This window comes from Oceanospirillum beijerinckii DSM 7166, assembly GCF_000422425.1.
GTDB classification, from domain to species: domain Bacteria; phylum Pseudomonadota; class Gammaproteobacteria; order Pseudomonadales; family Halomonadaceae; genus Oceanospirillum; species Oceanospirillum beijerinckii.
In genome coordinates this window covers 68551-93902 of the sequence record NZ_KE383831.1, presented here as the reverse complement: position 1 = coordinate 93902, position 25352 = coordinate 68551, and the positions used below count along the sequence as shown (strand labels likewise).

General features: G+C 46.3%; 18 protein-coding genes and 1 pseudogene. 7 read left to right on the top strand and 12 right to left on the bottom strand.

The features are described from left to right. From H579_RS0121985 to H579_RS0121965, 5 genes and pseudogenes are all read left to right on the top strand, one after another. Positions 1 to 627, top strand: a pseudogene (locus tag H579_RS0121985) (hypothetical protein); the annotation flags it as partial. A gap of 221 nt (positions 628 to 848) precedes the next feature. Further along, positions 849 to 2708: a hypothetical protein gene (locus H579_RS0121980; protein ID WP_028302446.1), complete on the top strand. Its 1860-nt coding sequence runs from the start codon at positions 849 to 851 to the stop codon at positions 2706 to 2708. A gap of 35 nt (positions 2709 to 2743) precedes the next feature. Next, positions 2744 to 4189: a Mur ligase family protein gene (locus H579_RS0121975; protein WP_028302445.1), complete on the top strand. Its 1446-nt coding sequence runs from the start codon at positions 2744 to 2746 to the stop codon at positions 4187 to 4189. A 182-nt stretch (positions 4190 to 4371) separates the two neighbouring features. Beyond that, the gene (locus H579_RS0121970; RefSeq protein WP_028302444.1) at positions 4372 to 5205 is read left to right on the top strand and encodes a hypothetical protein; all 834 of its coding nucleotides are present in this window, start codon (positions 4372 to 4374) and stop codon (positions 5203 to 5205) included. Between the two features lie 214 nt (positions 5206 to 5419). Continuing rightward, on the top strand, positions 5420 to 7915 hold the full coding sequence (locus tag H579_RS0121965) for a protein kinase domain-containing protein (RefSeq protein WP_028302443.1): 2496 nt from the start codon (positions 5420 to 5422) through the stop codon (positions 7913 to 7915). A gap of 3 nt (positions 7916 to 7918) precedes the next feature. Here H579_RS0121965 and H579_RS29245 read toward each other — a convergent pair whose 3' ends face one another. Together H579_RS29245 and H579_RS28255 are read right to left on the bottom strand one after the other, a co-directional pair. Further along, the gene (locus tag H579_RS29245; protein ID WP_157834687.1) at positions 7919 to 8011 is read right to left on the bottom strand and encodes a helix-turn-helix domain-containing protein; all 93 of its coding nucleotides are present in this window, start codon (positions 8009 to 8011) and stop codon (positions 7919 to 7921) included. An 88-nt stretch (positions 8012 to 8099) separates the two neighbouring features. Continuing rightward, positions 8100 to 11465, bottom strand: a complete 3366-nt coding sequence (locus H579_RS28255) for a UDP-N-acetylmuramoyl-tripeptide--D-alanyl-D-alanine ligase (RefSeq protein WP_169449734.1) — start codon at positions 11463 to 11465, stop codon at positions 8100 to 8102. Positions 11466 to 12019: 554 nt separating this feature from the next. Between H579_RS28255 and H579_RS27090 the strand changes: the two genes are divergently transcribed. Beyond that, on the top strand, positions 12020 to 13696 hold the full coding sequence (locus H579_RS27090) for an Lcl C-terminal domain-containing protein (protein WP_211224779.1): 1677 nt from the start codon (positions 12020 to 12022) through the stop codon (positions 13694 to 13696). A gap of 87 nt (positions 13697 to 13783) precedes the next feature. Here H579_RS27090 and H579_RS0121945 read toward each other — a convergent pair whose 3' ends face one another. From H579_RS0121945 to H579_RS27085, 3 genes are all read right to left on the bottom strand, one after another. Continuing rightward, entirely contained in the window at positions 13784 to 14185 is a 402-nt protein-coding gene (locus H579_RS0121945) for a glycine zipper family protein (RefSeq protein WP_051228193.1), read from the bottom strand. Positions 14186 to 14561: 376 nt separating this feature from the next. Then, complete coding sequence (locus H579_RS0121940) at positions 14562 to 16043, bottom strand: ABC1 kinase family protein (protein ID WP_211224778.1); 1482 nt, start codon at positions 16041 to 16043, stop codon at positions 14562 to 14564. A 126-nt stretch (positions 16044 to 16169) separates the two neighbouring features. Further along, positions 16170 to 16817, bottom strand: a complete 648-nt coding sequence (locus tag H579_RS27085; protein WP_245583343.1) for a glutathione peroxidase — start codon at positions 16815 to 16817, stop codon at positions 16170 to 16172. A 318-nt stretch (positions 16818 to 17135) separates the two neighbouring features. Here H579_RS27085 and H579_RS27080 point away from each other — a divergent pair, with 318 nt between their 5' ends. Then, a complete protein-coding gene (locus tag H579_RS27080) occupies positions 17136 to 17411 on the top strand; it encodes a type II toxin-antitoxin system RelB/DinJ family antitoxin (protein ID WP_051228191.1) in 276 nt (91 codons plus the stop codon). Between the two features lie 163 nt (positions 17412 to 17574). On the opposite strand, the gene fdhA is transcribed toward H579_RS27080, so the two are convergent. From fdhA to H579_RS27065, 7 genes are all read right to left on the bottom strand, one after another. Then, the gene (gene fdhA / locus H579_RS0121925; protein WP_028302440.1) at positions 17575 to 18774 is read right to left on the bottom strand and encodes a formaldehyde dehydrogenase, glutathione-independent; all 1200 of its coding nucleotides are present in this window, start codon (positions 18772 to 18774) and stop codon (positions 17575 to 17577) included. A 355-nt stretch (positions 18775 to 19129) separates the two neighbouring features. Then, positions 19130 to 20395 carry a DUF3422 domain-containing protein gene (locus H579_RS0121920; protein WP_028302439.1) on the bottom strand — a complete coding sequence of 422 codons (1266 nt, stop codon included), beginning with the start codon at positions 20393 to 20395 and terminating at the stop codon, positions 19130 to 19132. Positions 20396 to 20646: 251 nt separating this feature from the next. After that, positions 20647 to 21054 carry a lactoylglutathione lyase gene (gene gloA / locus H579_RS0121915; RefSeq protein WP_028302438.1) on the bottom strand — a complete coding sequence of 136 codons (408 nt, stop codon included), beginning with the start codon at positions 21052 to 21054 and terminating at the stop codon, positions 20647 to 20649. A 239-nt stretch (positions 21055 to 21293) separates the two neighbouring features. Continuing rightward, a complete protein-coding gene (locus H579_RS27075) occupies positions 21294 to 21890 on the bottom strand; it encodes a hypothetical protein (RefSeq protein WP_051228189.1) in 597 nt (198 codons plus the stop codon). A gap of 138 nt (positions 21891 to 22028) precedes the next feature. Further along, positions 22029 to 22883 (bottom strand): ABC transporter ATP-binding protein, encoded by an 855-nt coding sequence (locus H579_RS27070; RefSeq protein WP_051228187.1) that lies wholly within the window; start codon positions 22881 to 22883, stop codon positions 22029 to 22031. Continuing rightward, positions 22880 to 23887: a FecCD family ABC transporter permease gene (locus tag H579_RS0121900; protein WP_051228185.1), complete on the bottom strand. Its 1008-nt coding sequence runs from the start codon at positions 23885 to 23887 to the stop codon at positions 22880 to 22882. The genes H579_RS27070 and H579_RS0121900 overlap by 4 nt, the downstream gene beginning before the upstream one ends. Further along, a complete protein-coding gene (locus H579_RS27065; RefSeq protein WP_245583342.1) occupies positions 23884 to 24894 on the bottom strand; it encodes a cobalamin-binding protein in 1011 nt (336 codons plus the stop codon). Before H579_RS27065 ends, H579_RS0121900 begins: the two co-directional genes overlap by 4 nt. Positions 24895 to 25352: the final 458 nt, after the last annotated feature.

Genomic DNA, 25352 nt, shown 5'->3' with positions numbered 1-25352 from the left:
GATGATGCGGACTCAGACGATGACGCCGACTCCGATGATGACGCCGACTCCGATGATGACGCCGACTCTGATGACGACGCCGACTCTGATGATGATGCGGATTCCGATGATGACGCCGATTCAGATGACGATGCGGACTCCGATGATGACGCCGACTCTGATGATGACGCCGATTCAGATGATGACGCCGATTCAGATGATGATGTGGACTCAGACGATGATGCGGACTCAGATGATGATGCGGACTCAGATGACGATGTGGACTCCGATGATAAAGGCCCTCAGGGGAATAATGGCTTTGGCAACGGAGACCAAGAGGCACCAGGAGGCTCAGCAGACAACAATAATGCAGAGAATGCTGATGACTCTGATGCTGATGATGATTTCGGTGGAGGCGATGACGGTGGTGTTAATGCTGAAGATGATCTCTTTACTTTCAATAATGAAGATGCCAGTGGTGACTGGCCTTCAGATATTGAAGGTGAAGTAGACGGCGGATCAGATGATGACGGCTGGCTGTCTGGTGATTCGGATGATGATGGTGATAGTGACTTCGATGATTTTGATAGTGATTTCGGAGAAGGTAATAATGACTCATTCAGTGATGATGGCAGCATTGACTGGTAATTATCTGTTAAACTAGGTCGGAGCGAGTGAAACAGCACCCCCAACAAAAGTTGGGGGTGCTGTTTCGTTGTGGGGAGTTGAACTTAGCAAAACAGAGAACTTAAACTTAGCACAGCGACAAATAATAGCTGATGCCGATTTTTTTGTTACGCCTGATGGTAGAGTGCTGTTACACATGCAGTTAGAGATATCAAGGGCTGGTCTTCAGAGGTTATAGATTAATGAGCAGAGTGGATCTATTTGATAAACAACACTTTCTGAAGCCAGAACGGAGCTTTAAAGAATACTCGTTTAATGATAATGACTATTTGCTAAAACGAAAGTTATTTGCGCTTGTTAATAATTTTAATGGACAGGATGTTAGTGATTCGGATTATACTGAGTTGGATCACTTGTATAACCGTAGTAGCTTAAAGCAAGACTATACGCGGTTGATCTTTGCAATATACAGCAAGGAAAACAAGCGTATACTGGTGGCGCGTCGGTTTTCTTTAGGACGTTGGACATTCCCAGATATAGTTTGTCAGCTCCTTAAACATAAACGTGTCCATCAATATAAAGATAAAGCGTTTAGTATTCAGGTTGACTTTGTTACAGGTGAAAGCGAAACCATAGATCTCTATCGGGTTGGAATGAAGTATCATGGAAAACGCCACTTTGAGATCGGTGTTGATGGTCTGGTATTAATGGGGCCTGATGGCAATAAGCATTTGTTTCCACCTGGAGATGCCTATGTCAACTCGATTATGGGCATGAAGCAGCTGCGCACTTATTTGCACAATAAGCATGGAGAGGATTACGTTAGAGCATCTGAAGTAAAGAGCTTTCAGTCTGAAAGTTTCCTGCTGACTGAGGATAGCATTACGCCTCTATACAGGGGATTACCGCGAGTCGGTGAGTTGACTCAGGTTAAACTTGAACAAGCAGTGAAGTGTTCTATTCGGCATGTTCTGAAAAATCAGAAAGCGGATGGTCGCTTTCTCTACTATTATGACCCGTCCAAGGACTCTTATGTGGATTTTGAACATCCAAAACGAGATCCGGCTAAGAATCCTTATTACAATATTTTGCGTCATAGTGGCGGAGCTCTAACGTGTATTTTCTATGAAAAATACTTCTCGACGAATAACAGTATTGAATGTATTGGTCGTGCCATTAATTACCTGATGGATCAGTCTGTTTATTACCAGAAAGAAGATGCAGAAGCCGCTTATATTTACAGTGAAAAAAAATCTAAACTGGGAGGTTCTGGTTTAGCTCTGTACCTGGTGGCTGAGTATCAACATCTGACAGGGGATAAAAGTTTTGACAAATATGGTGCTGCGTTAGCCACTCATTTACTCAATCAGATAACCAGTACTGGTGAGTTTATTTATTATAATATTTATCTGGATAAAGAGATTACAGAGGAAGAAAACTTCGATTATTTCTCGTTTTACTATCCAGGAGAGGCACTGTGTGGTTTAGCCAAATATTTACCCTTCTTATCTGATGAAGATCAAACATGTTATCTAAATAAGATTAAACAGGCGTTAGACTTCTTAATTAAGGTACGTCCCGAGGTCCGAGCTTCAGAGTACAGTGTATTACCTTCCGATAGTTGGTTGATGATGGCTATTATGGAACTGCATTCCTATGGCTCTATTATGGAACCTGCTTATACCGATTTTGTTTTCTCTGATGCGACTAAAATGATTGAGCGTATGTATAAGGTAACGGATGCACCTTATCCCGATTATGCTGGTGCGTTTTATTATCAGTTTGGTGATTACCCCTACTCAGACGGAGCCCGTATGGAAGGGATAATGGCGGCTTACGAGTTAGCGGTGAAAATGGATAATACGGAGATGGAAGCAAAGCTCTGGCCTGCACTTTGTCTTGGTGGCTGGTCGGTGATGCACTTGGTAAATACCGATGAAGCGCTATACTCCGTCAAACGACCTGACCTAGCAAAAGGTGGTATACGTTTTAAATATACCCGTCAGTGGTTCCGTATTGACACGATTCAGCATGTTGCTGGTTTTTATGCCAAGTTACTGCCTTACTGGGAGAGAGCAGTAGCTGCGGGTTATCATATTTAGGCATTGTGGTGGATTAGTATATTTAGGATAAAGACATGGAATTCAGTTCATCGCAGTTAGCCGAGATTTATGATGGTCGGTGGGAAAATCTGAGTGAAGAGGTCAATTTTACCGGTGTGAGTTATCGATTAAATCATGCTAAAGCCGGTGATCTGTTTGTGATTCGTAGTAAAGAGGATTTTTCAGAGATTAAGCAGGCAAACTTCTCGGAAGTTAAAGCAGCGCTGGCACAGGGCGTAAGGGGCTTTTTAGTCAGTAGTGACTTTAGAGTAGAGGGCGCACCCTGTTATGTGGTTGATAATACAAAGTATGCTTTTTTTGAGTTAGCACGTTATAACCGTAGGCAGACTCAGGCGACCAGAGTATTGGTGACAGGCAGCTATGGTAAGACCGGCTTTAAGAGCCGTTTAACCCATTTGATTCAGGATAGCATTTCCGTTTCTTCTCTGCCTGGTGCTTCAAATCAGGATGCCGCAGTATGTCGCTCTCTATGTGATATTAAGCCTGAACATAAAGTTTCCGTGATTGAGGTTTCGGCTTCAAGGCCTCATAGAACGAGGCGTCGGGGGCGTGTAATTAAAGCTAATATTACGGTAATCACTTCACTGGGACATGAACATATTCACCGGCATGGCAGTCTTGACAATCTTATTCAACAAAAAACCTCATTTGCACGTTATATGGGTGAACAGGGCATTTGCCTGATACCCAAAGATGCCTTTTACCTGCAAACCTGTGCCGCTCTGACTGCTCATAACCCTGATGTTAGGGTATTAAGCTTTGGCGATGATCCAAGCTGTGATGCCTATGTCCTTCATCAAGAATTTGTAGACTTTGGCTGGAATGTACAGGCCTCTATACAAGGGATAAAGGTCTCTTTTCGTGTTCCCTTGGTTGAAATTTTTGCGGTTACTGCCGCGTTGGCAGAGCTACTGTGTGCTCATCTGTTAGGCGTTGAGATATTCAAAGCCGCAGCCCGTTATTCAAGTGTAATTAATAAGAGCAGCAGTGGCGGTGTCTTTAAGGTTAATGCCCGTGGTAAGCAATTCTACCTCTATGACCATAGCCGTCGTGGTGGCGTAGAGAACTATGAACGCTTCTTTGAAACTCTGGCTTATATTCAACCGCCACAGGATGCGCGTAAATTGCTATTGACCTCTGCCTTTATGGATCATAAGGATGGTGATCTACAATATGTTAAAGCAGAAAATTTTCAACAGCGTATTGAAAATGCCAGGATTGATGAGCTTTATACTGTGGAGTACTTTAGTGAACATCTTGAGGTATTAAGAGACAAATCAATTTGGGCAAAACACAGATTTAAGTGTGAAGAGATATTTGATGACTTCTTTGCCGCTATTCGAAGCGGTGATTTTGTCTGCGTAAAAGGTATTTTTGAAAGCAAGCTGCATAAGTTTAATAATTATTTATTGAAGCAGTGTGATGCTGAAATACAGCCCATTAACCGACAACTAAACTGATGCCATATTCTTTGACCTATTCTAATTGATTGAGTAATAAGCAAATAATCTGTAAAGGGGGCTTTATGTTAGGGGATAAGATGTCCTTGCTTAAACTATTGGCTCTCCCACTTTCCATATTCTTTCTGTCATCTCTAGCTTATGGAAGTTGGAAAACCCCCAGAGAGTCACTGAATAACCGCATGACTGTAGGCGATTATAAGGTCTACTTTGCTATTGGCGGGCGTCACTCTATTATTGGTAATAAAGAGCTTAGCCGGGAGGATGAAGATAAGCTTCAATTCCGGCTTAATGCCCTTAGGCGTCAGATAAAATCCGCAGACAGTGTCTATACCCAGCAGCTTAATTTAGCATTACCGCTGCAAAGTCGACGTTACTCCCACGTAAAAAAGATCCATTGGCATGTGATGGATATAGGTAAACGTAACGGCAGTGCCGGTGACGCCCCCAACACTTTTGAGTACCAATATTTTAACGATACAGAGTTAGCGCTGATTCTGTCATTAACACCCCGCTGGCAGCCGCCAAATCTTACGCCTGAACATGAGATTTTTCATCTATACCAGTACGGTTATACCTTTTTCAAGAATGCCTGGTTTTTAGAAGGCTTAGCAGCCAGTATGCAGAACCACTTTGGCCTGAAGAAGTGGAAAAGTGAGGCTTTGCCTCAAGATTCCGATGAATTGAAGGCATTATTAAAAAAGTCTTATAGTGCTGGTAAATTCTGGAGCCGGTTGGCTCTTTTGTGTGATCCTGGTTGTGATCACTCTGACACCGCTTGTGGCAGGAGTTTGGTACTACCGTTGTTTGAAGAGTTTGCCCGTCAGGATTTACTGGCGGCAAAGGCGAGAGGGATCAATCCAAAGAATTGGCCCGAAAAAGAGCAACGCTCATTGGCCAATAATGCTTATATGCTGAAAGGGTTGGCGAATACCTTAAGCCAGCAATGTCTCGTGCAACGAAGTCCTGAGCTGAGCGACTTTATCGTGCTATTGAAGCAGAACGCTGCGATTTAGTGTAACGCGGTTTCTGAATGTTACAGTGTCAGAATAGGCTGCTTCGTTAACAAGCCGGATTAATGATAATTTTCAAATATTAAATCCTGCAGCTTGAATTAACCTGGGTATAGTTACATACTAATTTCCACTATATTTAGCAGAGCAATTCTCTCGGCCGATCAGTTAGTTATGACGAAAAACATTGATAGAATATACCTACAGCGATTTAGCCATGCCTTTTTTTAATGACGATTACTTTATTCACAAACAAATCGGTGAGGGTGCTACAGCAAAAGTGTATCTGGCTGAAGAAAAAGGCACGGGAAAAACGGTTGTACTCAAACATTATGAACGCATCAAAAATCAGAAAAAATTCGATAATGAGATCGAAGCCCTAAAAATCAACAATCAGTACCCTAAGGCCATTCAGTATCTGAACCATGCCCCCCATACTCAAGGACAATACATCGTTTTTGAACATAATGACTCTGTCAGCTTGCCCGTTCATCTGCATAAGGGGCATCGGTTTTCTCTGCTTCAATGTCTACAGATGGCAGAAGATATTTTAAAAGCGATCGCTTTTAATCATCAAAATCATATGATGCATCTGGATCTATGGCCCAAAAATATCGTGTTTAATGGCAAACACTTTTATCTGATCGATTTTGGTAACGCCAAGCTGGGGCAAAATGTTAAAAATCACGATGTTGGTTTTAACTCCCTCTATATGGCACCAGAGCTTTATATCGGACAACGCAATCTGGCATCAGAAATCTACTCTGTAGGGTGTATTCTTTACTATATGGTGACTCAGGGGAATATCAATCAGATGTTCAACCTCTCTCCCAGTTCGACCAAGGCAGAGAAGATTTATGCCCATGTGTATAAAAAGCCCTTTTTTGGTGATGACTTTCCTCGCCGAATCGCATCTTTAATCACCGGCATGTTGAGAAAAGATGCTAAACGACGCCCTTCCATTGCTCGCTTACTTAGCATTATCCAGGAATTGAAACAAGCTTCTGATATTACAGAGTTTCAACAGCAGCCCACTACCCTGGAGATCTATGAAAAAATGGCCCGTGACGGCATTGCTTACGGTCTGTTTAAACTCGGTCGTTTTTACGAAAAAGGACATCATGTCGAAGTGGATCTGGATAAAGCCCAGCACTTTTACGAGCAAGCGGTACATAAAGGGTATGTCGAGGCTTATTACCATTTGGGTGAATTGTTGATACACAGTGATGAAGAGCGCGCTTTGGCATTGTTAAAATATTCCGAACAACACTCACCGACCATTAATCTGGATAATCTGCAACACTCCCGCGTGCTTGAACTGAAAAGCCTGTATCAGGGTGCCAAAGCCGAGAAAAATATCCGCTTACAGCGCTCGACACTGGAAAAACTGATTCAGCTAACCGACGAAGCCCGCTACTACAATATGCTGGGTATCCTCTATAACCGCCAAGGCCTCGGAGAGAAAGCCCGGGTGACCTTTGAGAAAGGTCTGCAGCTTGACCCGACTAAAGATACGCTGTTGTCTAATCTGGCCAATTATTATCTGGAAGAATATGACTTTGACCAAGCAAAAGCGGTATTGCAACAGTTAGTCAAACACCATCCAGATAATGCCGGTGCCTATCTGAAACTAGCGACTTTATACAAAGAGAAACATCGCTTTGATCAGGCCAGGTACTTTTATCTACAGGCATTGGCCAGACGTCCCGGTGACGCTAAAATTCAAAACCGTTTAGGTCAGACATTATTACTAACTGGTGAATTCGAAGAAGGCTTTAAGTATCGGGAAGGTCGCCTTGGCCTGCAAAAACACACTTACCTACACCCCAAAATTACCAAAGCTAAGCTTTATAACGGTGAACAGGATCTCAGGGGGAAAACCGTGCTGGTTTATAGGGAGCAGGGACTGGGCGATACCATCCAGTTTGTGCGCTATCTACCCTTGCTCAAAGCACGGGGAGCCAAGATTATTTTCCGGGTTAATCCACCGTTATTGCCACTATTGGAAAATACCTCTTATATCGATCGACTGTTAACCCACAATGATGATATAGGTCACATCACATTTGATTACCACGTATCTTTGTTGTCTTTACCTTATTTCTTCACCAAGGATTTAGCATCTGTTCCGGTCGAAGTGCCTTACCTCAAAGTTCAGCAAGGTACGACGAGTCCGGTAAATGTTGATAAAACCAAATTTAATATCGGTATTGCCTGGGAAGGAGGCAGCAAATCTGCCAATAATGATAAGCGCAATGTAGATATCAGTTACTTTTCCAGACTGTTTCATATCGACAATATTGAGCTGTATAGCCTCCAACTAGCCCGTCAAAATGAAGCTATTGTGGAGCGAGGCTACCAGGATCATATAATTGATGTAGCGGATAAGCTGAACGATATGCAGGACACCGCAGCATTAATTGAACAGATGGATCTGGTGATCAGTGTGGATACTTCGATTATTCACCTGGCTGGTGCGCTTAACCATCCTGCCTGGATGCCCACTCAGTTTACTCCGGACTATCGTTGGGGATTAAAAGATGAAACGTCCTACTGGTACCCTTCTATACGCCTGTTCAGGGAAATGAAACGCAAGGAGGACGGTAATTGGGATGATAGCTTTACCAGAATCGAAGCTGAGCTAGTCAAGCTGGCAGAAACTCAGTTATCACATTTAAAAAAGCGGCCTAATGAAGTATCTGGTTTTGCTTGAGCATTACAGTTCTGCGATCTCTTTTTTATTCAGGCCTGCTTTCTTTAATGAATAGATCTGGTGTCGTTCGTTTTCGGTCAAGTGTGTATAACTCATTGTGCAGTTTCCTTTGACGAGAAAATGGCCGAGCTATACCGCTTGACCACTTCTCAAGGAATTGCACTTATTATCCGAAACCGCGTCATCAAACAGATTTTTCTTGTTTTAGCCTTTGAATCACTCGTTGTAGGCCAACGCCATTGGATGATTTAAATAAAATCAAGTCATTATTTTGTGCTTGGTTTTCAATGCTGAGAGTTAACTCGGCTAAATCGGTATATGCACTACAGCTGATACCTTTATCTTTTAAAGCTGGCTGGATTTTGGTCATTTCTTCTCCCATTAGGAAGATATGGTCAGCACGGCTGTTTTCGATATCGCCAATCAAGGCCTGGTGGTAGCCTTCTGAGCCTTGGGCCAGTTCAAGCATATCCCCGAGTACCAGGATTTTACGCCCCAAACTCTTTCGTGTCTGAAAAGCTTGCAGAGCCGCTTTCATTGAAGCGGGGTTGGCGTTATAAGCATCGTTAATCACCTGTACAGAACATTGATTGATCACAGCCTCCTGTAGATCACCCCGGCCTGAAACGGCTTTAAACAGGCTTAACATCGCTCGTGCCGGTGCATGTTCCAGCTGTAATGCATGGGTAACGGCCAGGCAGATGAGGGCATTAAGGGCTATATGGGGGCCAGGCGTGGTGATGATAAACGAAACCTTTTCACCAAAGAGATTGGCAGTGACTTTGCCAGATTCGGTATCCATATCGATCAGGCGAATATCGCTGTCGGTATGTTGGCCAAAGGTGATGATATTGAGTGCTTTCTGTTGTGCGGCTTGTTCAACAATATCCCACTCCTGCATATCCCGGTTAATGATGGCGTGGCTGCCGGGCTCCATATAGAAGAAGATCTGACTCTTTTTATAGGCAATCTCTTCAGTATTACTGTGATACTGCAAGTGAGCAGGGGCGACATTAGTGAATACAGCAATGTCTGGTCTGACCATATCCGCATTCTGTATCATGCCACCAATAGCCATCTCTAAAATTACAAAATCTGAATCCCAGGGTACTGAAGCGAGATTCCAGGCGATACCTTTAGATAGATTGGCATTGTGCTCGGTCTGTGCCGTTGAGCCGTAAGGCTTGAGCGCCTGGTTAAGCATGGCAACTGTAGTGGTTTTGCCCGAACTGCCTGTTACACCAATCACCTTGCCTTTCATCTGGCTTCTTGCGTATCGGCCAATATCGATGATTGCTTTATCGAGGTTATTGACCTTTAACACAGGTAGCTCGGGGTTGAGTGAGGCGATATCCAGCTTTTCCTGTGTGATCAGGGCCTGAGGGAAAAAGGAAAGTTCAGCCAGCTTATCCAGGGGGATAAAGCGCTTATCATGCTCTGGTCTGAGTACAATCATATGACCCGGTTTAAACGTGGGAGTATGGATACATAGCCCCGTTGAGCGCCAACGAGGATCAGGTTTGTTTAGCCATTGTCCTTTTGTTGCCTGCAAAAGCCGGGCTGTCGTCCAGTTAGGGCCCTCTGTATAGCTGATTTGATCACTAAGAGAGGCACTGGTCTGAGTGGTTTGGTGAGCAACGGTGGTGCTATCAACAGTGGTGCTATCAACAGCGGTACTATCAACAGGGGTATTATCAGCAAGAGTATTATCAATAACCGCACTATCTACTGCTGCCTGTGCCAGAGAAGAAATGGCCTCTGCTGATCTTTTCGATTGCTCTTGTGTTAACGTTGGTTTGGCGTCAGTGTTTGTATCTGAGGCGACTAATTTTGCAGAAACGGTTGTCGACTCTGATCTTGTCGCAGTGGCAGCTTGCAGGTTTTCTTTTCTGACATTGTTCTGCAGATAATAGTGCAGATATGCCACATAGCCGGATAGGTAGTGCTCCACATCATCGATACGTACTCTGAATGAATGGTGGCGGATATAACAGCTACCCACAATTTTGCTGGGCTTTTCAAAGTACATGGCGTACTCGGGCCAGAAGTAACCATTCATCAGATACTGGGCACGGCTTTGCAGGGCGTGATCAAACTTGTTTAAGTCGATCTCATCAACCAGATGCTGCAATTCAGGCTGCTGTTGCATACGGCCAATCATCTTATGAGCCGCCATCATCAACTCTAACAGTGTCGGAAAAGTGGTAATCCGGTTTGTGACAAAGTCCAGATGATCGATAAAGTTTTTGATACCAAAGCGATAATACCGTTCTTCCGGTCTATACAGTGTCAGTTCGTTGACACAATAGCTGAGCCAATGGTCGTGGGCCTGCCAGTAATCTTCCGCAATAAAGTGATCAAAGGCTTTTTCAACAATGGCCAGCCAGCGCTCATCTTTGGTCAGACCGTATAGGCGCATCAGGCCGAAAGCGGCTTCTCCCGCATAGTAGACGGTACGAAACTCTTCTTTTACACTCAGGTCAGGATAGTTCAGTACATGGATAAAACGGCCTGTTTCCTGGTTTTGCATATAGCGAATACCCAAAGCCAGCTGTTCCAGTAGCGGTAAGTACTCGTTATCCTCCATCAGCTCAGTGTATTTGGTAAATGCCAATAAACAGACAGCATTACCACCTAGTTTGATTTCATCGTTAAGATCGGTCAGGAAGGCGGCGGTTTCGCCCGTGTCCAGCAGGGCGGTTTTGATCAGTTCTTGCGTTAAGTAACGAAGAGAGCGTTTGATCGCTTTGAGCAGTGCCGGATCTTGCGTCACTTCCCAGCCTTCAAGCATGGCGTAGGTGCTACTGGCGTGGCGCAGAGTATTGTAGGTGTTAATCGGACGATCAAAGCAAGGGTGTACACCGTACTCAAAGCGGCCACTTTTTTTCACCTGTCGGGTGAGATATTCACTACTGGTACGAATAATCTGTTCGGTGGTTTTCTCATTTAACTGGTGGATGATACGTCTGCCAGCGTTGCGGCCCACACCGTATAACAGCTGAGGCTCCTCGTCTAACGCACAGAACATACCTTGATTATTGAGTCGAAATACGGCCTGCTCATCGGAAAAGTCCAGTGGTACTTTGGAGCTGAAACGGTCGTGTGCGTATTTGGTAAAGTTTTTCGCATTTAGCTCCGCCATGGTGAATTTGCCACCCAAATAGAGCATGGCGTTGGCGTTAATCTCTTGCTCAAGAAAGGCGTATTTCAGCCCACTATCCAGGGCGATGCCAAAGCGATAGTAATTACGCCTTGTCCTGGCGATTTCTTCTTTAAGGCTTTTCCAGGTATAGGGAATAACCTCTTTGGTCCAATCCACTTTTAACCAGCAGACTTTTAATTTTAGGCGTTTAGCGATGCGTTGTGTTTCCTGCGCACCTTTTTCCCAGGCTTCTTCAAGGCTCTCTCCTGAGACATTGACGACAGTGGCCCTGTCACTACTGTCACAGATGGAAAAGAAAAGATTATAGCTTGGCCAGGGCGCGGGCAAAGCTGATACATGCTGAGCCAGTTTCGGTTGTAGCTTATAAAGTAGTGTTGAAAGAGACATCTTGCTTTCCATCAATCCTGTTTGAAATCTACTCATTACCTGTATACGCCAAAACCCATTGACTACTTATAATAGAAGCTGACTCATTTTCTCACTGCTAACAGCAGAAGGTTTTGTTTCAGGTCAGAGGCTTGGAGTTTTTGACTTGGGTTATAGAGCTAGGTTATGGATATCTTAAGCGATTGTGATCTTATCTACACGTACTGGTTATTCCACAAGAGTCAGCTTATGGGAGTGTTTACAAGAGGTTGTGTGTTATACCCTATTTTCTAAGAAGGCTTGCTGACGAGAAAGAAACTATGGCAGTGTACCTTATGATGTTTACACTGCTTTAAAGGCTTTTGAATAAGGCGTTCAATTTTACTCCACATTCTTGGAAGAGAATGTATAACAAGTAGCAGCGGCTTGATGTTTTCTCTGAGTTTTGCGTAATAAATGCATTGAGGTGCGTTGCAGCTATTGCCCAGATGCTATTCGGTTATTGGAAAAATAATTTTTTAGTGCTTTGAATAAGCTATGCAGAGCGCTACTGCCTTGATAAATAAGGAAGATTTATGGCTCGACATACTCTCAAAAAACTGATGTTGCCAACCTTAGCACTACTTTCTGCATTGCCTATGCATAGTACTTTTGCTGCAGATGATACCGTTAATGTGCAAAGAGGGATTGTAGGTAAGGGTGAAGGGAATGATGTCTATATCTTATCGCCCGCGCTGATTGATAGTGATGCCGAAATCACTATCTCCGATACTCAGGGCAGTAACTCTCTACAACTGATTGGTGGTCTGAGTATCAACAGCTCTTTAATTGCTGCTGATACTTTGCAGTTGACTTTAGATAATGGTGCCAAGGTTACGGTATTAGGTGCATCCACAATGAAATACCTGACCGGTGGCGACCCTTTGACGGGCACCCTTGGTGCAGAGCGTAACTATTCAAGCTTTTCTATTGATATCCTGGGTGGCTCAGTTCCTACATCGGGTGTAAACAGTGCCAACGCCACTGTTATTAAATCAGATGGTAGTGCGGATATCTCACCGACACTTGAGGATGGCGGAACAGATACGCCATCTTTGAAAACCTATGCGATTGTCGATACTAACCAGAGCAAATGTTACAACTCCTCAAGTGGCAGTGAAACCTCCTGTACCGGCAGTGGTACGGATGCTGACTATGCGGGTAATCAGCCTGATTACACGGTAAGTTCAGACAGCTTAACGGTAATCGATAATGTCACAGGTATTACCTGGACCAAGAGTGCGGATACTAACCAAGATGGCAGCATAGATGTTGCTGATAAACTGTCGCCCACTGCAGCGGCCAGCTATTGTCAGAATCTGACGTTAGGTGGTATCAGTGACTGGCGTCTGCCGGATATCAAAACCGCTTACTCACTGATCGACTTTTCGGGTCTGGACCCCAGTGGTTATACCGGTACAGATACTTCTCAATTAACGCCTTTCCTGAATAGCGCCTTTACAGCGGCATTTGGCGACACCGCCAATGGAGAGCGTATTATTGATGCGCAATACGCCACAACATCTATCTATGTTTCTACCACCATGAATGGTGATGAAACCATGTTTGGTGTGAATCTGGTGGATGGTCGTATTAAGGGTTATCCAACCAGTAGTAGTTTCTACGTATTTTGTGCATCGGGAAATGAATCTTATGGTGTGAACAGCTTTACTGATAATGGCGATGAAACCATCAGTGACTCTGCAACGGGTCTCATGTGGCAAAAAAGCGATACCGTATCTCTGGGTTGGGAAGATGCCATAAACACCTGTGAAGCATCGTCCACGGCTGGCCATTCCGACTGGCGTTTACCTAATGTGAAAGAGCTGCAGAGTATTCTGGATTACACCCGTTCACCAGATACGAGTTCAAGTGCTGCTATTGACCCCGTGTTTAATGCCACGTCATTTATCAATGAAGAAGGTGAGCAGGATTGGCAGAGTTACTGGAGTTCAACCACTCACGCAAATTACACTGGTGATGGCAGTGCTGCCGCTTATGTTTCATTTGGCCGGGCATTAGGCTCTATTAATAACAACTTCCTGGATGTGCATGGTGCTGGTGCTCAGCGTAGTGATAATAAGGTAAGCCCGACTGCAGTCGGCGGTGTTTCAATGGGGACTGATGCTAATGGTGAAACCTTTTACTACCATGGCCCGCAGGGGGATATTCTACGTAACGACCATATGGTGCGTTGTGTAAGGGATATCTAACGCCTGAGACCTGGTCTCATTGATGAACAATCTGGCAGCCCATTGCGGTTGCCAGATTGTGTATCGCATTTAAGTCTTAACCTGCTACTAACCCACAACATTATGACCACGGCCACGCATACACTGAATCACAATCTGTTTTTGCTCTTCGCGAGTATCCCATGCCCTTGAACCTCCGCCTGTTGCACCACCAATTACTGCACCTGCAACGGCACCTTTGCCGCCATCTTCAATAGCTCCAAGCAGAGCACCAATACCTGCACCTAGTAGAGCTTCAGATCTTACATCATCATTCGTATAGCTACGCTGTTCAGCAACTGCAGAGCAAGCGGCCAGATCATTGTAGTAACGGTTATCTCTGGGGCCATCCACAATCGGCTCATAGGAAGAGGCTGTTGAACCACAACCCGTCATCAACCCTGTTAAAGCCAGAGTTAAGGTGGTGTAACCGATCAGTTTTTTGCCTGGTAAGCTGCTGTTGCTATGCATGGTGATGTCCTCCAATATGCCTGTCTTGTTAAGCTCTGCTGTTTAATTCGTCTTATACCGTTCCCGATAAGTTTCTTGATATCTGAGGTTGGATAAGCGAAGCGCCATCCGACATTGGCTCCTGATGATTGTCGGAAGGCGCCTTGCGGCTTTTCCGACCGACAACAACTTATCTTGTTTGGTATTATTTGGCATTAAGTGATAAAACGAATGTTAAACAACAGGGCTGAACACAAGCTGGCACCAAGCTGAACCGAAACTGAACAAGGCAATTTTTTTCGTTTTAACTGGTCTGAAAGGCCTAAATCATGAGGGATAAGGGCAAATTACGATAATACAGCTGCCACAAATCAATCTGGTGCGAAACAAACCAGAACTAAAGATAAGGCAAAAACAGCGACCGAATATCTACCTGTGCTCTTAATCGTGTCGCCATCAGAAATAACCCCGCCATCTTACGATGTAAAAAGATCACATCCGGTGGTGGTGTATGCCAGGCTTCGGGCTCACGGCTGATCGACAGGCCTTCGTCCCGAATACGTTGCGCCAGATCTGAACGGGCAAAATCATAAGGCCCCTCATGACGTAGAGGCTCTGCTGCCATCATCAGAATCGAGAGAATCACATCCAGATTGGCCACATCCTGCCCTTGGGCAAAAAAGCCCAGCTGTTCCAAAGCCGTTAACAGGCTCTCCTGGTCCTGCTCATATGCTGCGATGATGGCTTGTTTATAATCATGCACAAACTCAGGAGTGTATTCCCGGAGTGCCCCCAAATCCAAAAGCACCAAATGATGGCGTCCGGTATGAAAGTCGTTTTGAGTTAACTGATAATTCGCTAAATTGGGATCGGTTTGCACACAGTTGAACTGAAACAGCTCAGCAAAGAACAGCTCAAATAGTTGACTCATTACCTGATTGGCCAAAGCAGGATGATTCATCACCGCTTGCTCCAATGGCTGAGCCGGAATATAGCTCATACAGAGAATTTCCTGAGTGGAGAGTTCCGGAAAGTACTCGGGTAAAAGCAGATTATCGAACTCTCTTAGGCTGCGCAGATGCTGTTGATAGAGCTGCAGATGGTGACCTTCCTGATGGTAATCCGCTTCTTTATGTAGTTGCTGTCGGGCTTCGTCGATCACCGGTTGCAGATCCAGCTCTTTAGGCAGCAGGCCGCTGATTTTGAGCAGGCCATAGACGTTATCCAGATCACTATCGATACTTTCACGCACACCGGGATACTGCACCTTAATCGCCAGCTCAACACCCTGTTTGTTAACTGCTTTATGCACCTGGCCAATTGACGCTGCCGCGATAGGATTAAAACCAAAACGGCTAAAGTGCTGATCCCAACCCTCACTCCAATTACGATTCAGTACCTCAATCAGCTGACTGGGTGGCATGGTGACACCATCAGCACGCAGCTTATTCAGAATATCGGCCAGGTCTTTTGGCAGCACTGTACCTGCATCCATAGAGATCAACTGACCCAGTTTCATAGCAGCACCACGCATACTGGCTAATTGATCGGCCACATGACTGAGATTTTTGCGGCTTAGCAATAGCTCATTCAGTGCGGGTTTCTGTCCCTTTAGCAGCTGACGGCCACTGTCTAACGCCATATTGGTTGCTACTCGTCCGGCTAAACCGCCCAGCTTGGCCATGCGGGAAAAACGACTTTTTGGTACCGGGGCTGAACGAAAGCGTTTTTGCTCATCAGGATTTGATTGAGCACCTGATGCCGAATTATTTTGTGATTCCAAGTGGCTTTGTGATTCCAAGTGGCTTTGTGATTCCAGGTGGCTTTTTGATGAGGAATCACTTTGCCCAGAAGAACCAAGAGTTTTAGATGAATTCATGCAATCACTTTCCTTTCAGCCATTTGTATAAAGCTCGCTGTGTTTTAGATATGAGCGCTTCAGGGACTATTGCTTTATAGATTGATGTTTTAGACATGGATGCTTCCGCAATTGCGGTTGAGGTGTTCAGCGACTACCGGCCCCCGTCTTTGGCAGATGGCGGCTGATCATATTCAGTATCTGCGGATCTTCCGGTTCAACATGACTGCGGAAACTGGCCAATACTTCGCCATCAGGAGAGATCAGATATTTATGGAAATTCCAGCCCGGTGGCTCTCCTGCCGCTTGACTAAGCTGCCGGTAAAAAGGCGCTGCATCAAGACCGGTAACCTTTATCTTGCTGAACATGGGGAAGCTGACACCATAAGCCACTTCACAGAAGTTTTTAATCTGGCTATCGTCACCAGGTTCCTGCCCGGCAAAGTTATTGGATGGGAAACCCAACACAACAAAACCTTGATCTTTATAAGCGTTCCAGAGCTTTTCTAAGCCTTTATATTGCGGGGTATAACCGCAGCGACTGGCGGTATTCACGACCAAAATCAACTTACCTTGATAGTGCTGACATAGGTTCTGGTATTCCGCTTTATCCAGCACCTTAAAATCGTGTTGCAAAAGACTGGAACAACTGTTTTTTTCAATACTGGAATCTTGTCCAGCTCCCGGGTTTGTCTGGTCAGCCCAAACAGTCAATGACAACAAAGCCACAGCCATGACTGCGTAACAAGCTAATAGCTTCAGAATACGTGAGTAAGGCTCGGCAATAGGTACCATAGGGTTTCCTCTCAATGTCTTGATGCCAACTCAAGGGCAACGTATTAGCAGGGCAGTAGATTAAAAGACTGAGAATTGGATGGGCTGTAGATCAGAGAGATAATGGATTAAAGGTACAAGCAAAAAGTCTCCATCCCTGGAGCTCCAATCGAACAAAGCCGTAGACCTTTACGCAGCAGACGTCGAATTGGAGCAACAGAAAAAGTCATTGCACAACTAAGGCTGGATACTTACCCTGAATTGTAGCCTGAAAAAGCTACAATGATAAAGAAGCACCGCCACTAACGGCAACAAAAAGCCAGCCATCAAGGAATCGAGATGAAAACAGAAATTGTCCGCGCCCGTATCGAGCCCGATATTAAAGCCAAAAGTGAAGCCGTTTTAGCCGAAATTGGCATGAGTCAATCGGATGCAATCCGCTTGTTTTTGACTCAGATTGCGATTCGGGAAGAGTTTCCGATTGAGCTAAAATCACCAGGACGGGTTGCGGAAGAGCGAGCTGCAAAGGGGAAAACAACGGAAGGAAAACCAGATAAAGATCAAGACGGTGAAGCAGTGGAGCAATTGTTTGATCAGGTATTAAATAAATCCTGAGTATCCAATTGCTCCTGCCGGTATTCTTTCTGGCTATTCGGAAGAATAGTTCAATAAGAACACCATCCCTAAAGAAGCTATACCTGCAATCAGACTCAAAAAGAGCCACGCTTCGGCAAGGCCTAATGCGTGGCTAATAGTGGGTTATTGAGCCTGAGGGTTATCAGGCGGCAACACTCCCATGGGGGTCAATGACAAACTTCTTCGCCGCACCGCCGTCAAAATCAGCATAACCTTGTGGTGCGTTATCCAGGCTGATCATCTGAACGTTTACCGCATCCGCAATCTTCACCTTATCGAACAGAATCGCCTGCATCAGATTACGGTGATACTTCATGACCGGACACTGGCCGGTGTGGAAGGAGTGAGACTTCGCCCAGCCCAGACCAAAACGCATGCTCAGTGCACCAACTTTCGCCGCTTCATCGACTGCACCCGGATCTTCTGTTACGTACAGACCTGGGATACCGATCTGGCCACCCGCACGGGTAATCTGCATGGCCGAGTTCAGTACAGTTGCAGGCGCTTCAGCATGGTGGTTACAACCACAACCATGGGCTTCAAAACCAACACAATCTACAAAACAGTCGACTTCACGCTCACCCAGAATCACTTCCAGCTTATCTTCTATCTCACCTTCTTCACGCAGGTCGATGGTTTCACAGCCGAAGCTACGAGCTTGTTCCAGACGATCTTCGATCATATCGCCTACGATGACGCACGCTGCTCCCAGCAGTTGAGCGGATACCGCTGCAGCCAGACCCACAGGACCTGCACCTGCAATATAAACGGTGGAACCCGGGCCTACGCCTGCCGTAACACAACCGTGGAAACCGGTTGGGAAGATATCCGATAGCAGGGTCAGGTCCTGGATTTTCTCCATCGCCTGATCAGAATCAGGGAAACGCAGCAGGTTAAAGTCTGCGTATGGCACCATAACGTATTCCGCCTGGCCACCGACCCAGCCGCCCATATCCACATAACCGTATGCAGCGCCTGGACGTGCAGGGTTTACGTTCAGACAGATGCCCGTCATGCCTGCTTTACAGTTACGGCAGCGGCCACAGGCAATATTGAAAGGTACAGAAACGATGTCGCCAACATCAAGAAACTCAACGTCGCGACCTTTTTCTAAGATAATACCGGTGATTTCGTGTCCCAGAACCAAACCTTCCGGTGCAGTGGTGCGGCCACGAACCATGTGTTGGTCACTGCCGCAAATATTCGTGGTGAGAACCTTTAGGATAACGCCGTGATCGCATTTGCGATTGCCAATTGCTAACTCTGGAAAAGCAATAGACTCGACACCGACCTTACCTGCGCCCTTATAGACGACCCCTCTGTTTGAGGAATTACTACACATACCTAGCTCCTTCATGTATATACCGAAACAAAAAAATTCTCTCTTCTTCAGTCCCAGACTGCGGAGTTAAGGCCACTTGGGCCAGAGAAGCTTTTTTTCGGTGCTTACTTATTCTTGTTGGCGAGATAGCAACGATATCGGTAGTGTTATTGCCCGTGGTGCCTGAAAACGACAGAGTTGTGACCGGCCACGACCCGGCATGACTAAAGAGTCAAAAACAGGTCGCAAATGAACAGGCAAATGTTATAAAGCAACATTTTGGCGTGTATTTGGGGCTCTTTTCGCAGAAGACAGGCACAGAAAATAAACAGGGATTTCGATATCGATTATTTTCAAACCTGTCGTCAGCATTGGCTCAGTGCTCAGTAAAGTCCTTCATCAGATGCCGGATAATCCAAAACATAATTAACGTCATAAAAGGCAGTGACAAGGTTAGCACTTTTAACGACTGATCCAGTGTTTCTCCTGCGGGCAGCATATTACCCAGCGCCTTTCCGATCAGGTCGTAGAGATAGTAAACGACGACCAGTACCGACAGGCTTTCCAGCTTACTTTGCAGGTTCAAGCGTCGCTTAGCGCGAATATTCATCGCTTCTAACAACTCTTTGTTCTGGTTTTCGATGGTCAGATTAACCTGAAACTGCAGCAGCTCAGTTGCTCGGGCGATACGTTTAGACAGCAGCTCAATACGACGGGATGCACTGCGACAGGTGCGCCGTGCCGGGTCCAGGTGGCGCTCCATAAACTCAATCGCCATCTGACGGCCTTTGATCTTGACCTCGCGCAGTTCCTTAATCCGCCGCTCCACCAGTGCAAAATAGGCCTCACTGGCAAAAAAGCGGTTAGCAGTATTCGCAGATAAGGCTTCCACCTGCCCAGACAGCTGCATCATCGCCGCCAGGGTATGGGAGGTATCCTGATCCGGTGAACGTTGTGAGACACTGGCCACTTCCTGATCCAGTAGCGTCAGCTCCGGCATCAGTGAACGGGCTGAGGGAAGGCCTAACAAGGCCATATGACGGTAGGTTTCAATCTCGCAGATCCGCTGCAGCATACGACCAGCCTGAGCAGGCATCAGATGAATATCTTCCAGCAATACCAGCACAAAGCCGCTTTCCGGTTGGGGCTTATAGTTGGTCGCCATGCGTGCCGCACCGGCCATCACCTCTGAAGCGACAAACTGACTGGAGTTAAAACACTCCTCACCCCAAGCGGTAAAGCTATCGTTGCGTTTACCCATAAACAGCTGACTTTTGGACTTACGGAACAAGACCTCAACGCCGGATAGAAATGCCCCCGGCAGCTGACGTCGGTATTCCGGTAGTGATAACGACGTGCGCTCATCCTCGAACTTATACAGTGTCAGGGTATAGAACTCATTATGAGGTTCATAACGGACCGCTTTATCCCCTTGACGGCAGTAAAGAAATCCTCGGTGCCCCTCTGGTACGGGAAAGCTCATCTCACGGATAAAGCTCATCACCAGATGCTCGACATCTAACGCATCCATACCATCAAACAGCACGGTGATATGTTCCAATACCAAAGGTGCTGGTAGATTTTGAAAGGGACGGGAGTGAACTTCGTAGATAATTTCTTGCCGCTGAGCGTAATCGTACATGCCTGTCAAATCACTGTATTAAGTGGAGATATCAGAAATGACTAAATAGTCATATATAGACTAAAGAATATACTCTTCCCATATGACGATATGAAGAGCCATAAGGTTTATTGTTACGCATGTAAACGTTGGCGCTGAGAATCAGAGATAGAATATAGGGATGGAACAGTGGCAGGAGTAAATGCCCTCTTTGTGGAGTATCTCATACTGTGAGCAAAGAGGGCATGTAGAGACAATGACCGACCAGAGAACTACTGGCCCAGGCCTTGTCCCGCAAACTTGCTGGCGATCAACTCAATAGCATAACCGTCAGGATCGCGTACAAATGCGATCTCAGTCGTACCGCCTTTTACCGGGCCTGGTTCGCGGGTGATCTGACCACCTGCCGCACGGATCTGATCACAGGCCTGGTAGACATCATCTACCTCAATAGCCAGATGACCAAAGGCGTTACCCAGATCGTAACTGTCGGTGCCCCAGTTATAGGTCAGTTCCAGTACGGTATTTTCGGATTCATCACCGTAACCCAGAAAGGCCAGGGTGTATTTGTACTCTTCGTTTTCTGACTGGCGCAGTAGCTGCATACCCAGTACCTGAGTGTAAAAATCGATGGAGCGTTGCAGGTCGCCCACTCGTAGCATGGTGTGTAAAAGACGCATGGTGTTATCTCTCGTTATTAGGCTGAATCACGTTGTATCAGTGCATTGCACTTTGTCGCTGGGTTAAGCAATAGTGCTAATTATATGTATTCAGAAAGAGCGGTAGGTAATAAGTGGTTACTACCGCTCTTTTTTCAACGTCGCTCCAGTCCTTTTTAAGCGGTTAAATTAATCAGCCTTGTTTTGATAATGCACTTCAGGGGCAGTGGCTCTGCCAAATTGAAGCGTGGCAGGCCGTCTTAACGGGTATATTCGGCTCGGTCAATATTGGGGATGTCCACGGTCTGCTTATCAAATTCACCCTGTTCCGCTTTCTCGTGACAGGCGTTACAGCGGGAGAAGCTTTCTACATCCGGGTTATTCAGCACCATAGTGTCCTCTTTCTGGATAATGCGATCATGCTTTAAACGCCAGAAGCGCAGCTCCGTTACACGCACGGGAGCCGGGCTTTGAATCTGCTTCATAAAGTCACGGAATTTACCCGCGTTTTCACTATCGCTGGCGTTAGCGTTCAGATATGCCTGAATCTGTTCCACAGGGATCTTGTCAGTGGTGGCATCTTCACCAAAGTGATCATGCAGATTATTGGTCAGCTTGTGCCAGCTACGTTTAGGCAGTACCTGAGCGGGGTAGGCGATATGGCAGGCACCGCACTCGTAGATATAGTCCGGGTTACCGGCATTAGCGGCCAGATAGCGGGATTCTTTGGGGTCAAGCTGGAACATATCGCCCAAGAAACGTGGCGCGAACAGCATCAGCAGAAACACGCCCAGTAGTATCATCAGGATGATGGCAGGCCATTTATAGCGTTGTAAAAAAGAGGGTGAAGCGCTCATTGTTTTACGGTTTCCTTTCAAGCTAACGTCACTAAATTGTTAAGTCTAATGGGGGATTTAGCGGTCTATAGATTTTACTTGTTTTTAAGGTTTTACTTATTTTTTAGGGACGCGGTTCTTATTATCGGTTTATCGTTGTTAACCGGCGATAAAGACCTTGCCTTGTGCTGTATCCAGACAGTGAATCGGATGCTGGTACAGGTGTTGTAATTTCTCTGCCTGCAGTAGTGCGGCTTTATCTCCCTGTTCGACCTTGTGTTCCCGAGTACAATCATCCGGGTAGATAAAGATCAGTTTGTCGCAAAAACGCCACGCCAGGTTCAGGTCGTGCAGGCTCATTAATAGACAACCCTGCTGCTGTTTGGTTTGCTCTTTCAGCAGAGTGAGTAAACTGATCTGGTGATGGAGATCCAGATGGTTTGCGGGTTCATCCAATAGCCATATCTTGGGATCTTGTACTAGCAGTGTGGCGATCTTTAAGCGCTGGCGCTCACCGCCGGATAAGCGATCCAAGGTGCGTTCTGTGTAATCACTTAAGCCCACTTGCTCTAAGGCTTTAAGGGCGATCTTTTCATCTTCAATACTTTCCCACTGCCAATGGCCCAGATGAGGATGACGACCTTGCAGAGCCGTTTCCAGTACGGTTGCCGGAAAGGCATTTTTCTCATCCTGGAGCAGAAAGCCAAGCTTCTGTGCCCTGTGTTTGGCTTTTATCTGCTTGATGGGTGTTTGTTCAATCAGTACTTGACCCTGATCGGGTTCTCGAAAGCCTGCCAGTGTGTGCAGCAGTGTGGTTTTACCGGCACCGTTGCCACCTAAAACCCCCCAGATCTCACCTGCTTTTAGTTCTAAATCAAGGTTCTGGCAGATGGTTTTACCCGCAATTTTAACGCCGAGCTGTTGCGCTGCCAGTAACACTTTTGGCGTGGTTTCTATGGCGTCGTTTATTGTGCTAGCTGAACCGCTTTTATCGCCATTATTTGTCAGACTCATACCAGCCCCCGGTTACTTTTTTGTAGTACCCATAAGAAGACAGGTACACCGATGAAGGCTGTAATGACACCAACAGGGAGTTGCTGTGGTGCAATCAGAGTACGGGCCAAAGTATCGGCCAGTAGTAATAAACAGCCACCGGCTAAGGCGGATGCAGGCAGTAATAAGCGATGATCCGTACCCAGACTTAAACGCAGAATATGAGGGACCACCAAGCCTAAGAAACCAATACTACCGGCTTGGGTTACAGCAGAAGCAGTTAACAATGAGGCTAATAGATAGAGGCCGATTTGCAGGGGGTAAACGGAAACACCTAAGGCTTTGGCCTGCATCTCACCGCGCAGCATCAGGTTTAATGGTCGGGCCAGTGCCCAGCTAAGCAGTAAGCAGATGATAAATACCAGGCTGTGTTGTCCTGGCAGTTGTGCCCGGCTGAGATCGCCCATCAACCAGAACACCATGCCCGTGAGCTGATGATCCTGACTGATAGATAGCATAAAGCTAATCACTGCCCCCCAGCCCGCAGCGGTCACCACACCGGTTAATAAAAGGCGAGTTGGGGACCAGCTACCCTGGCTATGGGCCAGACCAAACACCAGCAGTAGATTTACCATAGCCCCGATAAAAGCGTTGGCCGACATAGCAAAGCTACCCAGTCCCATCATAATGCTGAACAGGGCACCAACCGCCGCACCACCAGAAACACCCAATACATAAGGGTCCGCCAGAGGATTTCTTAAGAGTACCTGCATTAAACAGCCTGCTAATGCCAGCTGAGCGCCTACGATCAAGGCTGATAGAGCACGGGGCAAACGCAGCTCATGGACGACAGTGCTTTGCAGGGAGGTTTGATCGGTGGTGATAACCTGCCAAAGATCAGACAGGGAGATCTCAATACTGCCGGATGTTAGCGCTAATACCAGACTCCCGAGACAAGCCAGAGCCAGCAGTAGCAGGTAAAGCAAGTTGCGCTGTTGCTGCTGGGATACGGTGGATGGGATCATGATAGGGCATCATCCTTGTGACTCTCGTGTTTAGCTTGTTGCTTGGGTTTAGCTTGTTGCTCGGGTTTTCTTTGGCTTTGGGTATTCAATTGACGGGTTTGGTCCAGTTGCTGACATAAACGCTCGGCACCCAATAGCACACGGACAGTTTGGCGTTGAATATGATCTGGCGGGATAAAATGCAGTTGCTGATCCTGCACCGCTTTTAAGCTCGGCCAGGCTTTCCAATCATTTAGCCATTCCGGCCGTTGTTCATCCATACCGCTGGCAACAATGGCATCCGGGTTGGCCTTTAAGACGGCTTCCACATCGATTTTGGGTGCGATAGATTCGAGTTCTGCAAAAACATTCTGCCCGCCACACACTTCGATCACCTGAGAGATCAGGTTCTCCTGATTAATGGTGATCAGCGGCTGATTCCAAACCTGATAAAACACCCGTACTTTCGCTTGGGTGCTGTAGGTTTGTTTGAGATGTTGCAGGGTTTGTTTAAAGCGATCGGCTTCCTGTTGCGCCACTGTTTCTGTACCGGCCAGTTGACCGATCTTGATCAGGGTTTCTGGTAGCTGCTCCAGGTAGCGGGTTTCAGTGCGGTAAACCGCGATGCCTAACTTCTCCAGTTGTTCAATGGCTTCCGGTTGATTACCACTGTACCAGCTGATCACCAGGTCCGGTTGATAAGCGAGCACACGCTCCAGATCAAACTGGTTATAGCTACCCACTAAGGGCAATTTCTTAGCAGCTTCCGGGTAGTTACTAAAGCTTACTGCAGCAACCAATTTATCGCCCGCTCCGGCGCTATAGATGAGTTCTGTACTGCTTGGGGCCAAACTGATAATACGTTGAGCCGGTTGTGGCAGGGTGACAGTATTTTGTCGGTCATCGATCACGCTAATGGGGGCCGCATAGCCGGTGGAGACTGCTAACACAAGCCATAGCAGGAGAGTGGCGATAAATAAGGCAAAGGGGGCAAATGATAAGCGCTGACGCTGACTGAAAAACTGCAAAACGAATTACCCGGATATAAATACCGCTGCATACCGGTTATAGCTCGTGGTTGGCTGTTAACGGCGAAGGTTAAAGGCGTTGGCTAAAAACCTAAGTTTAAGGCTTAGCTTATAAGGCTATAAAACAGGCTGCAGCTGTAAGATCAATATTTTCCATTCGATAAAAGAATCTGGACCGGGGCGCAGTGTACCAAGTTCTGCTGGTTTGATCAGTGCAATTTATCAAAGGGGTTGATTAACGCAAAGAGCAAGGTGGTCAGAATGCACAGCGGTTGCGCCCCGAGCGTTTGGCACGATACATCTGCATATCAGCGCTGTGAAGCAGTCCATTCGTACTCTTATGGCGCTCATTTAAGCAGGCTACATAAAGACACGGTGACAGGATGGGTAAACTGCTGGCAGTCCTGAATCTTTTGCCATAGAGATAAAAAGTTCAAAAAAGGGGTTGCGTAGTCCAA

Excerpts from the sequence above, each read along its gene's own strand:
- H579_RS28255 (WP_169449734.1), bottom strand. The coding sequence starts at position 11,465 with ATGTCTCTTTCAACACTACTTTATAAGCTACAACCGAAACTGGCTCAG.
- H579_RS0121920 (WP_028302439.1), bottom strand. The coding sequence starts at position 20,395 with ATGTACGATTACGCTCAGCGGCAAGAAATTATCTACGAAGTTCACTCC.
- fdhA (WP_028302440.1), bottom strand. The coding sequence starts at position 18,774 with ATGTGTAGTAATTCCTCAAACAGAGGGGTCGTCTATAAGGGCGCAGGT.
- H579_RS0121900 (WP_051228185.1), bottom strand. The coding sequence starts at position 23,887 with ATGATCCCATCCACCGTATCCCAGCAGCAACAGCGCAACTTGCTTTAC.
- H579_RS0121980 (WP_028302446.1), top strand. The coding sequence starts at position 849 with ATGAGCAGAGTGGATCTATTTGATAAACAACACTTTCTGAAGCCAGAA.
- H579_RS0121975 (WP_028302445.1), top strand. The coding sequence starts at position 2,744 with ATGGAATTCAGTTCATCGCAGTTAGCCGAGATTTATGATGGTCGGTGG.
- H579_RS27075 (WP_051228189.1), bottom strand. The coding sequence starts at position 21,890 with ATGAGCGCTTCACCCTCTTTTTTACAACGCTATAAATGGCCTGCCATC.
- gloA (WP_028302438.1), bottom strand. The coding sequence starts at position 21,054 with ATGCGTCTTTTACACACCATGCTACGAGTGGGCGACCTGCAACGCTCC.
- H579_RS27070 (WP_051228187.1), bottom strand. The coding sequence starts at position 22,883 with ATGAGTCTGACAAATAATGGCGATAAAAGCGGTTCAGCTAGCACAATA.
- H579_RS27090 (WP_211224779.1), top strand. The coding sequence starts at position 12,020 with ATGGCTCGACATACTCTCAAAAAACTGATGTTGCCAACCTTAGCACTA.
- H579_RS0121940 (WP_211224778.1), bottom strand. The coding sequence starts at position 16,043 with ATGAATTCATCTAAAACTCTTGGTTCTTCTGGGCAAAGTGATTCCTCA.
- H579_RS27085 (WP_245583343.1), bottom strand. The coding sequence starts at position 16,817 with ATGGTACCTATTGCCGAGCCTTACTCACGTATTCTGAAGCTATTAGCT.
- H579_RS29245 (WP_157834687.1), bottom strand. The coding sequence starts at position 8,011 with ATGAGTTATACACACTTGACCGAAAACGAACGACACCAGATCTATTCA.
- H579_RS0121965 (WP_028302443.1), top strand. The coding sequence starts at position 5,420 with ATGCCTTTTTTTAATGACGATTACTTTATTCACAAACAAATCGGTGAG.
- H579_RS0121970 (WP_028302444.1), top strand. The coding sequence starts at position 4,372 with ATGACTGTAGGCGATTATAAGGTCTACTTTGCTATTGGCGGGCGTCAC.
- H579_RS0121945 (WP_051228193.1), bottom strand. The coding sequence starts at position 14,185 with ATGCATAGCAACAGCAGCTTACCAGGCAAAAAACTGATCGGTTACACC.
- H579_RS27080 (WP_051228191.1), top strand. The coding sequence starts at position 17,136 with ATGAAAACAGAAATTGTCCGCGCCCGTATCGAGCCCGATATTAAAGCC.